The sequence below is a fragment of the Synechococcus sp. CCY 9618 genome, from assembly GCF_019038415.1.
Taxonomy (GTDB): domain Bacteria; phylum Cyanobacteriota; class Cyanobacteriia; order PCC-6307; family Cyanobiaceae; genus Cyanobium.
Genome location: NZ_JAFKRG010000025.1, coordinates 1 through 16,393, shown reverse-complemented (window position 1 = coordinate 16,393; position 16,393 = coordinate 1). Strand labels below are relative to the sequence as shown.

Here is a 16,393-nt window from a genome sequence, read left to right as displayed (position 1 = left end):
GGGAAGGCTGGATTATCCCGCCTCGCCGCGACCCTCCCCCGGCTCCGGCGTTTCCAGCACCAGCGGGGCTTCCGGCAGCGCCTGCTCCAGCAGGGCGTCGATCTCCTCGAAGCCGCTGACCACGGGGGGATCGTCGCCCGGCTCCTCCGGTGCCTCCACCTCTGCTGCCGGCGCCGCTTCCGGCTCGGGACGCACCCACTTCTTGGTGCTGGCGGGGCGGGCCGCCCGCCGTTCCGCCAGCCAGGAGCCCAGCCCGCCCACCACGCCGCTGGCCAGTTGCAGCAGGCGGCCGAGGGAGGCGCCGATCTGGCTCAGGCTGGTCTGCCAGCGCTCCACAGACCACAGCCGTTGGCGTTCCTCCTCCGTCAGCAACCGCCAGCGGCCCTGGCCCACTTCCATCCCCAGCCGGCCGATCAGCAGGCCGCCGCAGAGCACCGCCAGCATCGGCGCCCCCGTGAGCCGGTCGGCGCTGGTGACGAGCACCAGGCCCAGCAGCAGCACCACCGCCCCCCACACCGAGTCCCGGGCCCGACTGAGCTCGGAGGCCAGCAGGGGCAGCAGCAGCAGCAGCAGCCCGAGCAGCAGGGCCAGGAAGCCTCCGAGGGTGGCAAGCATGGCGGAGCTGGCGTCTGGCGCCATTCTGAATGTTCAGGATGGGGGGTCCCGGAGGAATCGGGCCACCGGGAATGACTAGAGTTCGCCCTCGCCCACCTGGCGGAATTGGTAGACGCGCTGGGTTTAGGTTCCAGTGGCTCAGGTCGTGGGGGTTCAAGTCCCCCGGTGGGCATGGAGGGTCTGTTCCCGCGGCGGACCTACGCTTTCGGCCACCAGGATCGGCCCCATGAAGCGTGTTTCCCTGCTCCGCCTGCCGGCCCTGCTGCTGGGGGTCGGCTCCCTGCTGGTGGCCACGCCCGCACGGGCCCTGGAGCAGATCCAGCTGCGCCTGCCCCTGCTCGAGACCACCTTCACGATCAAGCTCAAGGAACTGCGCAACCAGGGGGCCCTGCTCTCCGGCACCAGCGACCTGGCCCAGCTCGACCAGGCCACCGACGGGCAGATCGGCCGCAAGCTGGTGAAGGCCTTCCAGACCCCCCTTCCCCTGCCGATCCGGGCCTTCGCCGAGCAGTCGGCAGGCTCGCCCCTCGTCAGCCAGGTGCTGCTGCTGCTGTCGGCGCTGGTGGTGGTGGAGGGGGTTCCCCAGCCGATCGACAGCAGGGAACTGGCAACGTCGCTGTCGGCCACTCAGGAGAAAGGCCACCTGACCCTCCTAGAGGTGCTGGAGGCCCTGCCCGGCAAGAGCGCCTCGGTGGACCTGCAGCAGGTGATCTTCGCCATCGATCGGATCACCAGACAGCAGCGCCAGGGCAACGGCCTGCTGGCCTCCCTGCCGGCGGCGGGGATCAACCCGGCCCTCCTCCAGGCCGGGCCGCTGGCGGTGAAGCGCCAAGAACTGGCGATCTCCGTCCAGCACCGACCCAAGCCCCTGCAGGTGGTCACCATCCAGCCCGAGAGCGGCGCCAACGGCCGCCTGGTGGTGATCTCCCACGGCCTCTGGGACGACCCCGAGAGCTTCGAGGGCTGGGGGCGGCACCTGGCCGGCCATGGCTACACCGTGCTGCTGCCCCGTCACCCCGGCAGCGACCGGTCCCAGCAGCAGGCCATGCTCTCCGGCAAGACGCCGCCGCCCAGTCCGGAGGATCTGCGGCTGCGTCCGATGGATGTGACCTCCGTGATCGATGCGGCCGCGGCGGGCACCCTGCAGCTGCCGGCGGGCCTGCGTACTGAACAAGTGGTGGCCATGGGCCAGTCCTACGGCGCCACCACGGTGCTGCAGCTGGCCGGGGCCCGCCCCAGCGCCACCCTGCTGAAAAGGTTCTGCTCCGATGCGATGAACCCGTCGCGCAACGTCAGCTGGGTGTTGCAGTGCAGTTTCCTCAGCTCGGCCGACCAGGCCGGTCTGGCCGATCCCCGCGTCAAGGCGGTGGTGGCGGTCAGCCCGCCGATGTCGCTGCTGTTCGACCAGGGCTCGGCCCAGGGCATGAATGCACGGGTGCTGCTGGTGAGCGGCAGCCGTGACTGGGTGGTGCCCTCGGGGCCCGAGGCACTCAGGCCCATGGCGGGGGAGGCCCGCAGCGTGGGCGGCGGCCATCGGCTGGTGCTGGCCAGGGACGGCGACCACTTCAACCTCCGCTCGCACTTCGAACAGGGCGGCGGCGCCCTGCGGGGGCTGCTGCTCGCCTGGACCGACGGCGCCTTCGCCGCCGGCGCCGCCGCGGCCCCCGGGCCGAGCGCCCCGTCGCTGCTGCCCCCCGATGGCTGGGGCGCCACGGAGTTTCCCCTGGTGGATGTCACCGCCAACCTGCGCACCCTGCCGATCGGGCCCAATCCCTAGGCCGCCGCCTGGGAGTCGCGCCGATGGGGTGTCTTCCGTAATCTGGGTCCTACCTTGGGGATTCGGACCTGGCCCGGGTCATGAGTGAAACGCTGGCAGCATCGTCCGATCCCGTGGTGTCCACCACGCCCGTGCCCCTGCGCAGCGTTCCCAGGGAGTTCCTGGATCCCCCTGGGCCCTGGAATCCCACGGTGGGCCTGTTCCTGGCCGGGTACGGTCTGGCGGCCCTGACCATCTGGGGCTGGTTCGTGGCGGGCTGGCCTCTGGCTCCCCTGCTGGCCCTCGGCTTCCTGGCCCTGCACCTGGAGGGCACCGTGATCCACGACGCCTGCCACAACGCGGCCCATCCCAACCGCTTCTGGAATGCGGTGATGGGCCATGGGGCGGCTCTGCTGCTGGGCTTCAGTTTCCCGGTGTTCACCCGGGTGCATCTGCAGCACCATGCCCACGTCAACGATCCGAAGCACGATCCCGACCACATCGTCAGCACCTTCGGGCCCCTGTGGCTGATCGCCCCGAGGTTCTTCTACCACGAGGTCTTCTTCTTCAAGCATCGTCTCTGGCGCCGCCATGAGCTGTTCGAGTGGGCTCTGGCCCGCACCATCTTCGTGCTGATCGTCGTTGCGGCAGCCCGCTACAACTTCCTTTCCTTCGTGTTCAACTGCTGGTTCGCTCCGGCGTTGATGGTGGGCGTCACCCTGGGCCTGTTCTTCGACTATCTGCCTCACCGCCCCTTCCAGTCCCGCAGCCGCTGGCACAACGCCCGCGTCTATCCGAGCAGGCTGATGAATCTGCTGATCATGGGCCAGAACTATCACCTGATCCACCATCTCTGGCCTTCGATCCCCTGGTTCGAGTACCGGCCCGCTTATCACGCCACCAAGCCGATTCTTGATGCCAAGGGGTCACCCCAGCGGCTCGGCCTGTTCGAGACCCGCACCGATGGCCTCAATTTCCTCTACGACATCTTTCTGGGAGTCCGCTCCCACAAGAAGCGCCGCAGCCGTCTGCGGCCCCTGGCGGCCCTGATGCCCTCCCGCCACGCCCGCCGGCGGGTACTGGAACTGCTGCACCGCACCGCCGTCTCCCCGGTGCGCTGAACGCGCCCCGGCCTGGCCTGGTCCCCGCCCCTTCTCAGTCGCCGAGAATCCTGGGCACCCGGAAGAAATCCCCCTCCCGTTGGGGGGCCAGGTTGAGCAGGTCCTCACGCACGGGCGTGGGCTCCACCGCATCGGGGCGGGTCACGTTGACCACCTCGACCGCCCGGGTCGTGGGGGGAACTCCCTCGGTGTCCACCTGCTCCAGGTGGGCCACGTAGTCGAGGATCCGCTCCAGCTGGCCGGTGTAGGTGGCGATGCGCTCCTCCGGCAGGGCCAGCCGGGCCAGCTGGGCCACCTTGCGCACGTCCTCAGCCGTGATCCTCTCCATCGTCGATCGTTCGTCCTCGGAGCCTGAACCTAATCGGCGTCCGGACTCGCCCGGTTCGCGTGTCAGTCGCCGTCCTCCCCCAGGAACGCGGCCAGGTCCTCCGCCAGGGAGGTGGCGGCCAGATCCAGGAAACGGGCGCCATCGTCGGCGGAGGCGAGGAAGGGATCCGATCCCATGCGGCCGTCGGGATGGCGGCGGCGGAAGTCCTCGGGGCCATGGATCGGCCCGGCCGGGGCGGCCTCCGGCAGGGGCCGCTGCTTGGCCATCAGGCTCGGTTCCAGGTGCAGGGTGAGGGCGATCTCGCTGGGGGTGGCATGGTGACCCTCCCGGTTGCCGTAGAGGTCACGGGCCTGGCGCATCACCGGTCCGGCGGTGAACCAGTTGGCCAGACGACAGCGGAGCCGCTCGGCCCCGGGCAGCCCCCGGGCCGCGGCCGTGGCATAGGCCTGGGCGAAGGCTGCCCGGGCGGTGGCGATGTTGCCCCCATGGCCATTGATCACATAGATGCGTTCGAAGCCATGGCGCGCCAGCGACAGCACCACGTCGTGCAGAACCGCCAGCAGGGTGGAGGGCTGCAGGCTGATGGTGCCGGCGAAGCCGAGATGGTGCTCAGCCATGCCGAAGGCCTGGGCCGGCGTCACCAGCACCCCCGTGCGCCGACCCACCTCCAGGGCCACGGCCTCGGCGGTGAGGGCATCGGTGCCGATGGCGCCGGTGGGTCCGTGCTGCTCGGTGGACCCCAGGGGCACGATCACCCCGCGGCAGCCGCTCAGGTAGGTCTCCACCTCGGGCCAGCTGCGCAGCTGCAGCCGGATCTCCTCTGTGCTGGCGGCGGTGCCGGGAAGCACCGGGGCGGGGATCGATCGTGTCATTGAGCTGGGCTCATCCGGATCGGGTCATCCTGATCGGGTCACACTGAACATGGCGACCCGGGCCTTGCTGCCTAGGATCAATTTCATCCGCGGCGTCACGATGCTGCATCGCAAGCTCGAACGGTTTCGCCTCGAGCAGCGGCCGGTCTGGGTCTACCTCCTGGATCAGCAGCGCTGGATCGAGAGGGCCCTGGTGGCGGAGATCGAAGGCGACCTGGTCACCCTGCGCTACGACGACGAGGACGGCGACGATCGCCACAGCTGGGAAGAAAGTGTTCGCCTGGCTTCGATCGGGGCCGTCAGCACCCGGCTGGCCTCGGTGAGCCGCTCGACCGCTGCCGACGATCTCCCCACCACCGGCGACTGTCCCGAGGCCGAAAGGCTCGGACGCTCCTGAGAGCCCCCTGAACGGGGCCCAGGCTCAGTGGGCCGTGCCGTTGCCGTCGTAATTGTCGGTGTCGTAGTAGCCCCCCTTGGTGCCGAAGAACAGGGTGCTCAGCACGAACAGGCCGCTGAGGGCCAGCAGGACGGTGCCGAGGTTGAAGCTGGCGGTCTCCATGGATGATCCGGGGATCGGCGCGCGGCCGAAGTGAGGTCTGGACGGTGCCAGTCTGGCCCGGCCCGGGGCCGCCCGGCCGGCCCCAGCGGATCCGGTCCGCTTCCCCGCACCATCGCCGCTCCGGTGCCCCCCTTGACCGCCCGTCTTCCCGCTGCCCTCGAGGTTCCCTTCTTCGCCCGCCCCGCCGAGCAGGTGGCCCCCGATCTGGTGGGCTGCCTGCTGGTGCACCGGGAGGGCCCGGAGGCGCCGCGCTGGGGCGTGATCGTGGAAACCGAGGCCTACGCCCAGTCGGAGCCCGCCTGCCACGGCCACCGTCGCCGCAGCCCCGCCAACGAGACCCTGTTCGCCGAACCCGGTCGCTTCTACGTCTATCTCACCTACGGCGTCCACCACTGCGTCAACCTGGTCACCGATCGGAGCGACTGGGCCAGCGGCGTGCTGCTGCGGGCGGTGGCCCTGCCGGGAGGACCGGAACGGGAGGCGGCCGGGCCCGGCCTGCTGGCCCGCTGCTTCGGCATCGACCGCCGCCACGACGGCCGGATCGCCGCCCCCCCCGGTGGCCTGTGGCTGGCCCACCGGCCAGCGGAGGTGACGGCCCTGCTCGAGCGGCAACAGGCCCGGGGGGAGGATCCGCTGTGTCAGACCCAGCGCATCGGCATCTCCCAGGGGCAGGAGCTGCCCTGGCGCTGGTATCTGCGGGCCAGCCGCAGTGTGAGCCGGCGCGCCGGCGGCGACCGCACCCCCCGCCGGGACGAGCTCGCCACGGCACTGGCCTCTACGGTTGGATCGTTCGCCGGGAGCAGGATGCCTTGAGCGGCTGGAGCCACCGCCACGTGCTCGACCTGGCGTCCTTCTCGGTCGAGGATTTCGCCACCGTCCTGGAGCTGGCCCAGCGCTTCCGCTCCCTGCCTGTGGCCGGTGCCCGCAAGCTGCCCGCCCTGCAGGGGCGGCTCATGACCAGCCTGTTCTTCGAGCCCAGCACCCGCACCCGCAGCAGTTTCGAACTGGCGGCCAAACGGCTGTCGGCGGAGGTGCAGAGCTTCTCCCCCTCCGCCAGTTCCCTCAGCAAGGGGGAGAGCCTGCTGGACACGGCCCGCACCTACGTGGCCATGGGGGCCGACATCCTGGTGGTGCGGCACCGCTGCGCTGGCGTTCCCCACAGCCTGGCCCGCGACCTGGACCGCTGCGGCGAGCGGGTGGCCGTGCTCAGCGCCGGTGATGGTCTGCACAGCCATCCCAGCCAGGGTCTGCTGGATCTGTTCACCCTGGCCCGCCATTTCAGCCCTGAGGCTCCCGGCCCCGCCAGCCTGATGGGCCGGCGCATCGTGATCGTCGGCGACGTGCTGCATTCCCGGGTGGCCCGCTCCAACCTCTGGGCCCTCACCGGCTGTGGCGCCGACGTCGTCCTGTGCGCCCCCCCCACCCTGCTGCCCGAGTGCTTCGCCGATTTCGTGGCGGCGCCGCCTCCCGGTCAGCGGGCCGATCCGGTGGCCGCCCGGGGCCGGGTGCAGGTGGTGCGAAGCCTGGAGGAGGCCCTGCCGGGAGCCGACGCGGTGATGACCCTGCGCCTGCAGAAGGAGCGGATGCAGCAGCACCTGCTCACCAGCCTGGACACCTATCACCGTCGGTACGGCCTCAGCCACCGCCGCCTTGCCCTCTGCGGCGATGGGGTACCGGTGCTGCATCCCGGGCCGGTGAACCGGGGGGTGGAGATCGCCGGCGAACTGCTCGACGACCCCGACCGCAGCCTGGTGGAGGAACAGGTGCGCAACGGCATCCCGATCCGCATGGCCCTCCTGTATCTCCTCGCCGCCACCGCGCCGCTGCCGCCACCGCTCACAGCAGCTTGAAGCCGTCGAGCAGCAGGCCATAGAGCAGGCCCATGCGGGCCATGTCGAGCACCTGCAGCCGCAGTTGCACGCGCTGGGAGAGCAGACGGCGCCTCAGCCGCGACGCCAGTTCGATCCCCAGCACGCAGATCAGGGCTCCGAGGGGATCAAGGAGGGAGAGGGCTCCGGTGATCGAGCCGACGCTGCCGCCGACCACGAAGGCGCTCAGCAGCACGATCATCAGCAGGGAGAGACGGCGCCAGGGATTGCGGGCCCAGGACTCCAGCAGGTCACCGGCCTGGGTGATCCGCTGCTGGAAACGGGTCTGCTGGAAGCGGGGGGGCACCGGTGAGAACCTGCCGCTGGTGAGGAAGGGGGGCAGGGGGCTGACCACCGTTGGGTGGAAAGCCGATGGCGGTGATCCCCATCACCCGGCCCAATCCCTGCGACCACTGGTCTACACCATCTCTGGCGTGTTGGCAGTAATTTCCCCCCACCGATAGGGGATGCCAATAAAAAGCCCGGGGCCGAAGCCCGGGCAGGGTGATGGGGACGACACCAGCAAACCAATCACTTCCGTCTCAGGCAAGGGGGGGCAGCCGCTGACCGGAGCGTCCCTGCTGGGGCTTGACGCCGCAGGGCCCGGTCTCCGCCGTCTCGGCTCAGCCGTCCCCATCCTTCTTGCGGGACCCCTTGCCTTCGAGCAGCTCGAGCAGGGCCTCCATCTGGGCCATCACCCCCCGCACCTCCCCAGCCTCGGGAAGGAGGCCGTCCTCCATCACGCCCTGGTGCATCTCACGCAGCTCCTGGCGGATGTAGCGCAGATGACTGACAACCTGTTCGCGCTTGGACTGCGACATCGAGCGGACCCCTGTTCAACCCCCTCTTTTACCTCATCGAGGTTTCACTTACGCCCGAAACGCTCCCTGGCCTGCTGGTAGAAGGCCAGATCCACCGCCTCCAGACCTGCTTCCCGGGCCAGGGATTCGATCTTCCGGCGGATGATCGGGCGCACCACGAAGGGGATCTCCCTGAGGCTGGTTTCCGCGTCGCTGCTCCAGTTCATCAGGGCCGGGAGGAGGGGGAGAGGGTTGCCGGCGGGCTCGGCGTGGGGCGAAGAACCGTCGGGTCCAGGCCGGGCAGCGAAGATGGCGGATGGAGAATAGGGGACTCGAACCCCTGACCTCTGCGGTGCGATCGCAGCGCTCTACCAGCTGAGCTAATTCCCCTGTCGATCGCCATTATCACCATCCCGTCCCCCCCTGCAGGCGCCCGCCTTGGTTGACTCCAGCCCCTCCATCACCCCCGAGCAGCTCGCGGCCTTCGATGAGCAGACCATTGCCGAACTGGCGCTGCGACTGGAGGACGATGACTACCCCTCCCCCTTCGCGGGCCTGGCCGACTGGCACCTGCTGCGGGCCCTGGCCATCCACCGGCCGGACCTGGCGCGGCCCTACGTCCATCTGGTGGACCAGGAACCCTTTGATGAGGAATGAGGGCCCCCCGGCCTTTCCCTCAGGCCCCGGCGATCCCCTCGCCGGTCGGCGGGTGCTGGTGCTGATCAGCGGCAGCATCGCCGCCGTCAAGCTGCCCCTGCTGGTCAGTGCCCTGGTGCAGCGGGGGGCGCTGGTGCGCTGCGTGCTCAGCCCCAGCGCCGAGGGCCTGGTGAGCGCCGTGGCCCTGGCCAGCCTCAGCCGCGCGCCCTGCCACCTGGAGGCCGACCAGTGGAGCCACCAGGCGCCCCGGCCCCTGCACATCGAGCTGGCCGAATGGGCCGAGGTGGTGCTGCTGGCCCCCCTGAGTGCCACCAGCCTGGCCCGCTGGGTGCACGGGCTGGCCGACACCCTGCTGGCCAGCACCCTGCTCGCCTGTGAGGCCCCCGTGCTGGCCGCTCCCGCCATGAACAGCGCCATGTGGGCGGCCCCGGCGGTGCGTCGCAACTGGCGGGAGCTCCAGTCCTGGGAACGGGTGCTGCCCCTGGAACCCGGCAGCGGCCTGCTGGCCTGCGACCGGGTCGGGGATGGGCGCATGGCCGACCCGGCGGTGCTGCTGCTGGCCCTGGAATCCCTGCTGCTGGTCGGCTGCCGCCGCGACTGGCGGGGCCGGCGCCTGCTGGTGAGCGCCGGCCCCACCCGCGAACCCCTCGATCCGGCCCGCTGCCTCACCAACCCCAGCACCGGCCGCATGGGGGTGCTGCTGGCCCAGGCCGCTCGCTTCCGCGGCGCCACGGTCGATCTGGTCCATGGCCCCCTGGCGGTCGATCCCGCCTGGCTGGAAGGGCTCCAGGTCCACCCCGTCGACACCGCCGCGGCCATGCAGGCGGCCCTGGAGGGGCTGCAGGCCGGTGCCGATGCGATTGCCATGGCCGCCGCCGTGGCCGACCACCGCCGCAGTGCCCCGGAGACCGCCAAGCTCGCCAAGCAGGATCTGGAGGCTTGCCTCGCCACCGGCTGGGAGCCGGTGCCCGACCTGCTGGCGGCTCTGGTGCGGCGGCGCCCGCCCGCTCAGGCGATCCTCGGGTTCGCCGCCCAGAGCGGCGAGGTGCTCCAGGAGGCCCGGGCCAAGTTCGCCCGCAAGGGCTGCGACCTGCTGTTCGCCAACCCGATCGATCGGCCCGGTGCCGGGTTCGCTTCCGCCACAAACGACGGCTGGCTGCTCGGTCCGGGATCCAGGGAACGGCGCTTCGAGGCCGGCGGCAAGCTGGCCCTGGCCCACCGGCTGCTGTCGGCCCTGGCCGAGGTGCTGACGCTCAGGATTCCGGATCGGGTGCCAGCAGGTCGATGAAGGTGCGCAGCTGCAGCCGCGGGATATAGGGCCAGCCACCGCTGCTCTCCATCTCGGAGAGCACATTGAAGAGTCCGCTGCGATCGTTGGGCAGGCTGCTTCGGAACGGGCCGTCCTGGATGGCCCGGTGCAGTTTCTCGATGCGACGCAGCAGGTCGAGGAGGGCTTCGGGCTGGCCGGCAAGGTGCTCGGCGATGGTCTGCAGGGCTTCGAGATGCGGTTCGACGTCCGGGGGCGAAGGCGGGGTGGAGGCGTCGATCGGGTCGGTGGCGCGCTGGATCATCGCTCTCTCATACAGGTTGTTGAGAGGCCGCGCAAGCCATCAGGAATGGGCGATTTGCACCGGTAGGATCCCGGCCAGCCCAGTCCCTGTTCCGTCTCTGCGGCTTCTCCCCATGCGTTTCCGTCCCCTGCTGGCCCTCGTGCTGGCTCTGTGCCTGACCCTGGTGTCCGCATGCAGCGGCGGGGCCAAGGCCGTTGATCGGGCCAATCTCACCTACGAAGACATTCACAACACCGGTCTGGCCAATGACTGCCCGACCCTGCCCGACTCGGCCCGCGGCACCATCCCCCTTGACGCCTCCGGCAGTTACCAGCTGCGGGAGATCTGCATGCATCCCTCCGAAGTGTTCGTGAAGGGAGAGCCGGCCAACAAGCGCCAGGAGGCCCAGTTCGTGGCCGGCAAGATCCTCACCCGCTACACCTCCAGCCTCGATCAGGTCTACGGCGACCTGTCGGTCTCCGGCGACAAACTGCTCTTCAAGGAACTGGGCGGCATCGACTTCCAGCCGATCACCGTGCTGCTCCCCGGCGGTGAGGAAGTGCCCTTCATGTTCTCCAGCAAGGAGCTGAAGGCGGAAGCCGCCGGCACGGCGCTGTCCACCAGCACCGATCTCAGGGGCGAGTACCGCGCCCCCAGCTACCGCACCAGCAACTTCCTCGATCCCAAGGGCCGGGGTCTGACCACCGGTTACAGCAGCGCCATGGGTCTGGTTCCCGCCGGTGACGACGAGGACCTGCTCAAGGAGAACGTCAAGCGCTACGTCCAGGGCACCGGCACGATGGACCTCTCGATCACCAAGGTGGATCCCTCCACCGGCGAATTCGCCGGCGTGTTCACCGCCATCCAGCCCTCCGACACCGACATGGGTGGCAAGCAGGCGGTCGACGTCAAGATCACCGGTGAGCTCTACGGCCGTCTCGACAAGGCCTGAGCCCAGCACGGCACGGCCGCTTGTTTCGGAGCGCCAGGGGCCCGGAAGGGCCCCTTTCCCATGGCCGTGCTCCGGTCTGGGAGAATGAGACACCATCCTTGAGGCCCCCAGCCCGTCGCCATGACGATCGCCAACAGCACCGCCAGCGACGCCGGCCGCTCCGCCCATACCTCGGGTCTGATCGATCCTCACGGGGGGTCCCTGGTGGATCTGATGGTTCCGGAGGATCAGCGGGAGGAGGTCCGAGCCGCGGCACGGTCCTCGGTGGACAAGGTGGTGGAGTGCAGCCACCGCAATGCCTGCGACGTGGAACTGCTCATCGTCGGCGGCTTCTCCCCCCTGCGCGGCTTCATGCACCAGGAGGATTACGAGTCCGTGGTGGCCGGGCACCGCACCACCAGCGGGCTGCTGTTCGGACTGCCGATCGTCTTCGACACCGATGACGACAGCATCGCCGTGGGAGACCGGCTGCTGCTCACCTACCAGGGGCAGGACCTGGCGGTGCTCACCGTGGAGAGCCGCTGGGAGCCCGACAAAGTGGTGGAGGCCAGGGGCTGCTACGGCACCACCTCCCTCGAGCACCCGGCGGTGCGCATGATCGCGACCGAACGGGGCCGTCATTACCTGGGCGGGCGCATCAAGGGTCTGGGGCTGCCGCGACGGGTGTTCCCGTGCCGGACGCCGGCCCAGGTGCGCAGCACCCTCCCCCCGGGAGAGGACGTGGTGGCCTTCCAGTGCCGCAACCCCATCCACCGGGCCCATTACGAACTGTTCACCCGCGCCCTCGACGCCCCCAACGTGAGCCGCGAGGCGGTTGTGCTGGTGCACCCCACCTGCGGCCCCACCCAGGAGGACGACATCGCCGGCGAGGTGCGCTTCGCCACCTACGAGCGTCTGGCCGCCGAGGTGGCCAACCCCCGCATCCGCTGGGCGTACCTGCCCTACGCCATGCACATGGCCGGCCCCCGGGAGGCCCTGCAGCACATGATCATCCGCAAGAACTACGGCTGCAGTCACTTCATCATCGGCCGCGACATGGCGGGCTGCAAATCGTCCCTCACCGGCGAGGATTTCTACGGCCCCTACGAGGCCCAGGACTTCGCCCGCGACCAGGCCACCGAACTGAGCATGGAAACGGTCCCCTCGCTCAACCTCGTCTACACCGAGGAGGAGGGCTACGTGACCGCCGAGCATGCCCAGGCCCGCGGGCTCCACATCAGGAAACTGAGTGGCACCCAGTTCCGTCAGATGCTGCGGTCCGGCGAGGAGATCCCCGAATGGTTCGCCTTCCGTAGCGTGGTGGAGGTGCTCAGGGCCGTGTCCTGAGCACCCCTCCGGCGCCGGAAGCCGGTTAACGTTCTGTTACTTTCATTCTCACACAAGGAGACCGGGTCGTGAAGAAACGCTGGCGCAATGCGGGGCTCTACGTGCTCCTGGTGATCGTGATGATCGCCGTGGGCACCGCCTTCCTCGAGCGTCCCGATCCGGCCCGGGCACCCCGCACGCTCCGCTACAGCGATTTCGTCGAGGCCGTCCAGGCCAATGAGATCTCCCGGGTGCTGATCTCCCCCGACCGCGGCACCGCCCAGGTGGTGGAGAACGACGGCCAGCGCGCCGTGGTCAACCTCGCCCCCGACAAGGACCTGCTCAAGCTGCTCACCGACCACAACGTCGACATCGCCGTCCAGCCCAACCGGGAGCCGGCGGCCTGGCAGCAGGCGATCGGCAGCCTGATCTTCCCCCTGTTGCTGCTCGGCGGCCTGTTCTTCCTGTTGCGGCGGGCCCAGGGCGGCGGCGGCAACCCGGCCATGAACTTCGGCAAGAGCAAGGCCCGGGTGCAGATGGAACCCCAGACCCAGGTCACCTTCGGTGACGTGGCCGGCATCGAGGGCGCCAAGCTCGAACTCACCGAGGTGGTCGACTTCCTCAAGAACCCCGACCGCTTCACCGCCGTCGGCGCCAAGATCCCCAAGGGTGTGCTGCTGGTGGGCCCTCCAGGCACCGGCAAGACCCTGCTTGCCAAGGCCGTCGCCGGTGAGGCCGGTGTGCCCTTCTTCTCCATCTCCGGCTCGGAGTTCGTCGAGATGTTCGTGGGCGTCGGCGCCAGCCGGGTGCGCGACCTGTTCGAGCAGGCCAAGAAGAACGCCCCCTGCATCGTCTTCATCGATGAGATCGATGCCGTGGGCCGTCAGCGGGGCGCCGGCCTCGGCGGTGGCAACGACGAGCGCGAGCAGACCCTCAACCAGCTGCTCACCGAGATGGACGGCTTCGAGGGCAACACCGGCATCATCATCGTGGCCGCCACCAACCGGCCCGACGTGCTGGATTCGGCCCTGATGCGCCCGGGCCGCTTTGACCGCCAGGTGGTGGTCGACCGCCCCGACTACGCCGGCCGGCTGCAGATCCTCGGCGTCCATGCCCGCGGCAAGACCCTGGCCAAGGACGTGGACCTCGACAAGGTGGCCCGCCGCACCCCAGGCTTCACCGGTGCCGATCTGGCCAACCTGCTCAATGAGGCGGCGATCCTGGCGGCCCGCCGTCAGCTGGCCGAAGTGTCGATGGATGAGGTCAACGACGCCATCGAGCGGGTGATGGCCGGCCCTGAGAAGAAGGACCGGGTGATGAGCGAGCGCCGCAAGCGCCTGGTGGCCTACCACGAGTCCGGCCACGCCCTGGTCGGCGCCCTGATGCCCGATTACGACCCGGTCCAGAAGATCAGCATCATTCCCCGCGGCCAGGCCGGCGGCCTCACCTTCTTCACCCCCAGTGAGGAGCGCATGGAGTCGGGCCTCTACTCCCGGGCCTACCTGCAGAACCAGATGGCCGTGGCCCTCGGCGGCCGCGTCGCCGAGGAGATCGTCTACGGCGAGGATGAAGTCACCACAGGTGCCTCCAACGACCTGCAGCAGGTGGCCCGCGTCGCCCGCCAGATGGTCACCCGCTTCGGCATGAGTGATCGCCTCGGTCCGGTGGCCCTCGGCCGCGCCCAGGGCGGCATGTTCCTCGGCCGAGACATCGCCGCCGAGCGCGACTTCTCCGAGGACACCGCGGCTGCGATCGACGAGGAGGTGTCCCAGCTGGTGGCCGAGGCCTACCGCCGCGCCACCGAGGTGCTGGTGGCCAATCGGGCCGTTCTCGATGAACTGGCCGAGCTGCTGGTGGAGAAGGAAACGGTCGATGCCGAGCAGCTCCAGGAGCTGCTCATCTCCCGCGATGTCCAGGTAGCGGCCTACGTCTAGGACCTGCCCCCGACAACTGATCGCTTCCCTGCGCCACCAGCCCCTGCTGGTGGTGCTTCGCAGCTGGGAGCCTGAACGACTGGCTCCGCGGCTGCATCGGTTGCAGCTTCTCGGCGTGCGCCACGTGGAGATCGCCTGGCGGCCCGGCCAGGGGTGGTCAGATCAGTGCCGTCAGTTGATCGCGGCCTTTCCGGAACTGCTCCTGGGAGCCGCCTCGATCTGCACCCCTGCGGCGCTGGTCGCCGCCCTGGAGGCCGGGTTCTCCTACGGCGTCTCTCCAGTGCTCGAAAGGCAACTGCTGGAGCAGGCCGCCGCGGCCGACTTCACCCTGGTGCCGGGGGTGATGACCCCCACAGAGGTCAACCGGGCCCGGAGCTGGGGCTGCCCGATCGTCAAGCTGTTCCCTGCCGTCACGGTGGGGATGGGCTACTGGAGGCGACTGGCCGATCCCCTCGGGGCCCCGATGCCCTTCTGCATCGCCGCCGGTGGCCTGCATCCCCACGACGTCCGGCCCTGGCTGGAGGCCGGCGTCGATGCGGTCGCCCTGGGTGCCTCCCTGCCGGACAGTGGCCCGGAGGCCGCTGGGGCCGCAGCCGCCCATCCTGATTCGCTGGAGCAGCTCCTGGCCGACCTGGCGGGCCAGCCCTGAGCCGGACACCACGCCCTCACCACAGGCTGCACTGTCCCTGCTGACGCAGCAGGTGATCGGCCAGCACCAGGGCCACCATCGCCTCCACCATCGGTACGGCCCGCGGCAGCACGCAGGGGTCGTGGCGTCCCCTGGCCTCCAGGGTGGTGGCGGCGCCGCTTGCGTCGATGGTCTGCTGGGCCTTGCGGATCGTTGCGGTGGGCTTGAAGGCCACCCGCAGGCGGATCTCCTCGCCGTTGCTGATGCCCCCCTGGATGCCCCCGGAGTTGTTGGTGGCCGTATGGAGCCGGCCGTCGTCGCTGGGCAGGAAGGCATCGTTGTGCTCGCTGCCCTTCAGCAGGGTGCCGCCGAAGCCCGAGCCGATCTCGAATCCCTTGGTGGCCGGCAGCGACATCACCGCCTTGGCCAGGTCGGCCTCCAGCTTGTCGAACACCGGCATCCCCAGCCCCACCGGCGGCCGCCGCACCAGACATTCGATCACGCCGCCGCAGGAATCCCCCTCCCGCCCGATCGCCTCGATCCGCTCGATCATCCGCTCGGCGATCTCCGGGTCGGGGCAGCGCACGATGTTGGCCTCCACCGCCTCCAGGCTCACGGTGGCCGGATCGATGGGGGCCTCGATGGTGTGGATGCGGCGCACCCAGGCGATCACCTCGGTGCCATGGCTGCGGGCCAGCAGCTGCTTGGCCACCGCCCCCGCCGCCACCCGGCCGATGGTTTCCCGCGCCGAGGCCCGGCCGCCGCCGCTGCGGGCCTGGATCCCGTACTTGGCCTGGTAGGTGGCATCGGCGTGGGAGGGCCGGAAGGCCACCTGCATCTCCTGGTAGTCCTGGGGCCGCTGGTCCCGGTTGCGCACCACCATGGCGATCGGTGTGCCCAGGGTGAGGCCGTCCAGCAGGCCGCTGAGGATCTCCACTCGGTCGTCCTCCCTGCGGGGCGTGGTGATGCGGCTCTGGCCCGGCTTGCGGCGGTCAAGCTCGGCCTGGATTTGCTCCAGATCCAGCGACAGCCGCGGGGGGCAGCCATCGATGATCACCCCCACCCCGCCGCCATGGGATTCGCCGAAGGTGCTGATCCGGAACAGATCACCGAAACTGCTGCCCATCGCAACGCCCTGCCCAGCGGGCCTCTCGAAGAGGGGAGCCTACCCAGCCGCACCCCTTGGATGATTCGGCGAAGGCCATGAAAAAACCCCCTGCCGAGACAGGGGGTTCGCCATGGGAGGAAAGAATCCTCCTCCGGCCTTCAAGGGGGATTCCAGTTAGCCCGGTGAAGACCGGATCAGCCGATCGCCGGAGCGGTCAGGGCCACGGGGGTGGCGCTGGCAGCAGCCAGGTCGAGCGGGAAGTTGTGCGCATTGCGCTCGTGCATCACTTCCATGCCGAGGCCGGCACGGTTGAGCACGTCGGCCCAGGTGTTGATCACCC

At 69.7% G+C, this 16,393-nt stretch carries 20 protein-coding genes, 2 tRNA genes and 1 pseudogene; 12 read left to right on the top strand and 11 right to left on the bottom strand.

The features are described from left to right. Positions 1-12: 12 nt before the first annotated feature. The gene (locus tag KUG41_RS06395; protein WP_216902285.1) at positions 13-615 is read right to left on the bottom strand and encodes a Ycf66 family protein; all 603 of its coding nucleotides are present in this window, start codon (positions 613-615) and stop codon (positions 13-15) included. Between the two features lie 90 nt (positions 616-705). On the opposite strand from KUG41_RS06395, the gene KUG41_RS06390 reads away from it, so the two are divergent. The 3 genes from KUG41_RS06390 to crtR all read left to right on the top strand — a co-directional run bounded on the left by KUG41_RS06390 (position 706) and on the right by crtR (position 3,492). After that, positions 706-787: transfer RNA gene (locus tag KUG41_RS06390), tRNA-Leu, on the top strand. 54 nt (positions 788-841) lie between these two features. After that, positions 842-2,392, top strand: coding sequence for an alpha/beta fold hydrolase (locus KUG41_RS06385; RefSeq protein ID WP_216902284.1), 1,551 nt, complete (start codon positions 842-844; stop codon positions 2,390-2,392). Between the two features lie 80 nt (positions 2,393-2,472). Further along, on the top strand, positions 2,473-3,492 hold the full coding sequence (gene crtR, locus KUG41_RS06380) for a beta-carotene hydroxylase (protein WP_216902282.1): 1,020 nt from the start codon (positions 2,473-2,475) through the stop codon (positions 3,490-3,492). Positions 3,493-3,526: 34 nt separating this feature from the next. On the opposite strand, the gene gatC is transcribed toward crtR, so the two are convergent. Continuing rightward, a complete protein-coding gene (gatC, locus tag KUG41_RS06375) occupies positions 3,527-3,820 on the bottom strand; it encodes an Asp-tRNA(Asn)/Glu-tRNA(Gln) amidotransferase subunit GatC (RefSeq protein WP_216902280.1) in 294 nt (97 codons plus the stop codon). A gap of 62 nt (positions 3,821-3,882) precedes the next feature. Next, entirely contained in the window at positions 3,883-4,692 is an 810-nt protein-coding gene (locus KUG41_RS06370; protein ID WP_216902278.1) for a creatininase family protein, read from the bottom strand. Positions 4,693-4,792: 100 nt separating this feature from the next. On the opposite strand from KUG41_RS06370, the gene KUG41_RS06365 reads away from it, so the two are divergent. Continuing rightward, entirely contained in the window at positions 4,793-5,089 is a 297-nt protein-coding gene (locus tag KUG41_RS06365) for a DUF6679 family protein (protein ID WP_216902276.1), read from the top strand. 24 nt (positions 5,090-5,113) lie between these two features. Here the strand turns inward: KUG41_RS06365 and KUG41_RS06360 are convergent, their stop codons facing one another. Continuing rightward, complete coding sequence (locus tag KUG41_RS06360; protein ID WP_216902274.1) at positions 5,114-5,251, bottom strand: hypothetical protein; 138 nt, start codon at positions 5,249-5,251, stop codon at positions 5,114-5,116. A gap of 132 nt (positions 5,252-5,383) precedes the next feature. Here KUG41_RS06360 and KUG41_RS06355 point away from each other — a divergent pair, with 132 nt between their 5' ends. Together KUG41_RS06355 and KUG41_RS06350 are read left to right on the top strand one after the other, a co-directional pair. Beyond that, the gene (locus KUG41_RS06355) at positions 5,384-6,064 is read left to right on the top strand and encodes a DNA-3-methyladenine glycosylase (protein ID WP_254216904.1); all 681 of its coding nucleotides are present in this window, start codon (positions 5,384-5,386) and stop codon (positions 6,062-6,064) included. Further along, complete coding sequence (locus KUG41_RS06350) at positions 6,061-7,101, top strand: aspartate carbamoyltransferase catalytic subunit (protein WP_216902270.1); 1,041 nt, start codon at positions 6,061-6,063, stop codon at positions 7,099-7,101. The genes KUG41_RS06355 and KUG41_RS06350 overlap by 4 nt, the downstream gene beginning before the upstream one ends. Here KUG41_RS06350 and KUG41_RS06345 read toward each other — a convergent pair. From KUG41_RS06345 to KUG41_RS06330, 4 genes are all read right to left on the bottom strand, one after another. After that, a complete protein-coding gene (locus tag KUG41_RS06345) occupies positions 7,088-7,474 on the bottom strand; it encodes a DUF565 domain-containing protein (RefSeq protein WP_216902268.1) in 387 nt (128 codons plus the stop codon). The two genes, KUG41_RS06350 and KUG41_RS06345, sit on opposite strands and share 14 nt — an antisense overlap. Before the next feature lie 268 nt (positions 7,475-7,742). Then, a complete protein-coding gene (locus KUG41_RS06340; protein ID WP_015109473.1) occupies positions 7,743-7,940 on the bottom strand; it encodes a hypothetical protein in 198 nt (65 codons plus the stop codon). A 44-nt stretch (positions 7,941-7,984) separates the two neighbouring features. Then, positions 7,985-8,146, bottom strand: coding sequence for a PCP reductase family protein (locus KUG41_RS06335; protein WP_216902266.1), 162 nt, complete (start codon positions 8,144-8,146; stop codon positions 7,985-7,987). A 90-nt stretch (positions 8,147-8,236) separates the two neighbouring features. Further along, positions 8,237-8,309, bottom strand: a tRNA-Ala gene (locus tag KUG41_RS06330). A 48-nt stretch (positions 8,310-8,357) separates the two neighbouring features. Here KUG41_RS06330 and KUG41_RS06325 point away from each other — a divergent pair. Together KUG41_RS06325 and coaBC are read left to right on the top strand one after the other, a co-directional pair. Continuing rightward, positions 8,358-8,576 (top strand): DUF2555 domain-containing protein, encoded by a 219-nt coding sequence (locus KUG41_RS06325; RefSeq protein ID WP_216902265.1) that lies wholly within the window; start codon positions 8,358-8,360, stop codon positions 8,574-8,576. Next, entirely contained in the window at positions 8,566-9,864 is a 1,299-nt protein-coding gene (gene coaBC / locus KUG41_RS06320) for a bifunctional phosphopantothenoylcysteine decarboxylase/phosphopantothenate--cysteine ligase CoaBC (protein WP_216902263.1), read from the top strand. Before KUG41_RS06325 ends, coaBC begins: the two co-directional genes overlap by 11 nt. On the opposite strand, the gene KUG41_RS06315 is transcribed toward coaBC, so the two are convergent. Beyond that, positions 9,830-10,147: a hypothetical protein gene (locus tag KUG41_RS06315; protein ID WP_216902261.1), complete on the bottom strand. Its 318-nt coding sequence runs from the start codon at positions 10,145-10,147 to the stop codon at positions 9,830-9,832. The genes coaBC and KUG41_RS06315 overlap by 35 nt on opposite strands. A 112-nt stretch (positions 10,148-10,259) precedes the next feature. Between KUG41_RS06315 and KUG41_RS06310 the strand changes: the two genes are divergently transcribed. The 4 genes from KUG41_RS06310 (at position 10,260) to KUG41_RS06295 (ending at position 14,966) form a co-directional block, all read left to right on the top strand. Beyond that, positions 10,260-11,078, top strand: a complete 819-nt coding sequence (locus KUG41_RS06310) for a photosystem II manganese-stabilizing polypeptide (protein ID WP_216902259.1) — start codon at positions 10,260-10,262, stop codon at positions 11,076-11,078. Between the two features lie 120 nt (positions 11,079-11,198). After that, complete coding sequence (gene sat / locus KUG41_RS06305; protein ID WP_216902257.1) at positions 11,199-12,404, top strand: sulfate adenylyltransferase; 1,206 nt, start codon at positions 11,199-11,201, stop codon at positions 12,402-12,404. 68 nt (positions 12,405-12,472) lie between these two features. After that, on the top strand, positions 12,473-14,317 hold the full coding sequence (ftsH3, locus tag KUG41_RS06300) for an ATP-dependent zinc metalloprotease FtsH3 (protein WP_216902255.1): 1,845 nt from the start codon (positions 12,473-12,475) through the stop codon (positions 14,315-14,317). 49 nt (positions 14,318-14,366) lie between these two features. Beyond that, positions 14,367-14,966 carry a bifunctional 4-hydroxy-2-oxoglutarate aldolase/2-dehydro-3-deoxy-phosphogluconate aldolase gene (locus KUG41_RS06295; RefSeq protein WP_371734054.1) on the top strand — a complete coding sequence of 200 codons (600 nt, stop codon included), beginning with the start codon at positions 14,367-14,369 and terminating at the stop codon, positions 14,964-14,966. 16 nt (positions 14,967-14,982) lie between these two features. On the opposite strand, the gene aroC is transcribed toward KUG41_RS06295, so the two are convergent. Next, entirely contained in the window at positions 14,983-16,071 is a 1,089-nt protein-coding gene (gene aroC, locus KUG41_RS06290) for a chorismate synthase (protein ID WP_216902253.1), read from the bottom strand. Between the two features lie 176 nt (positions 16,072-16,247). Continuing rightward, a pseudogene (locus KUG41_RS06285) lies at positions 16,248-16,393 on the bottom strand (photosystem II q(b) protein); the annotation flags it as partial.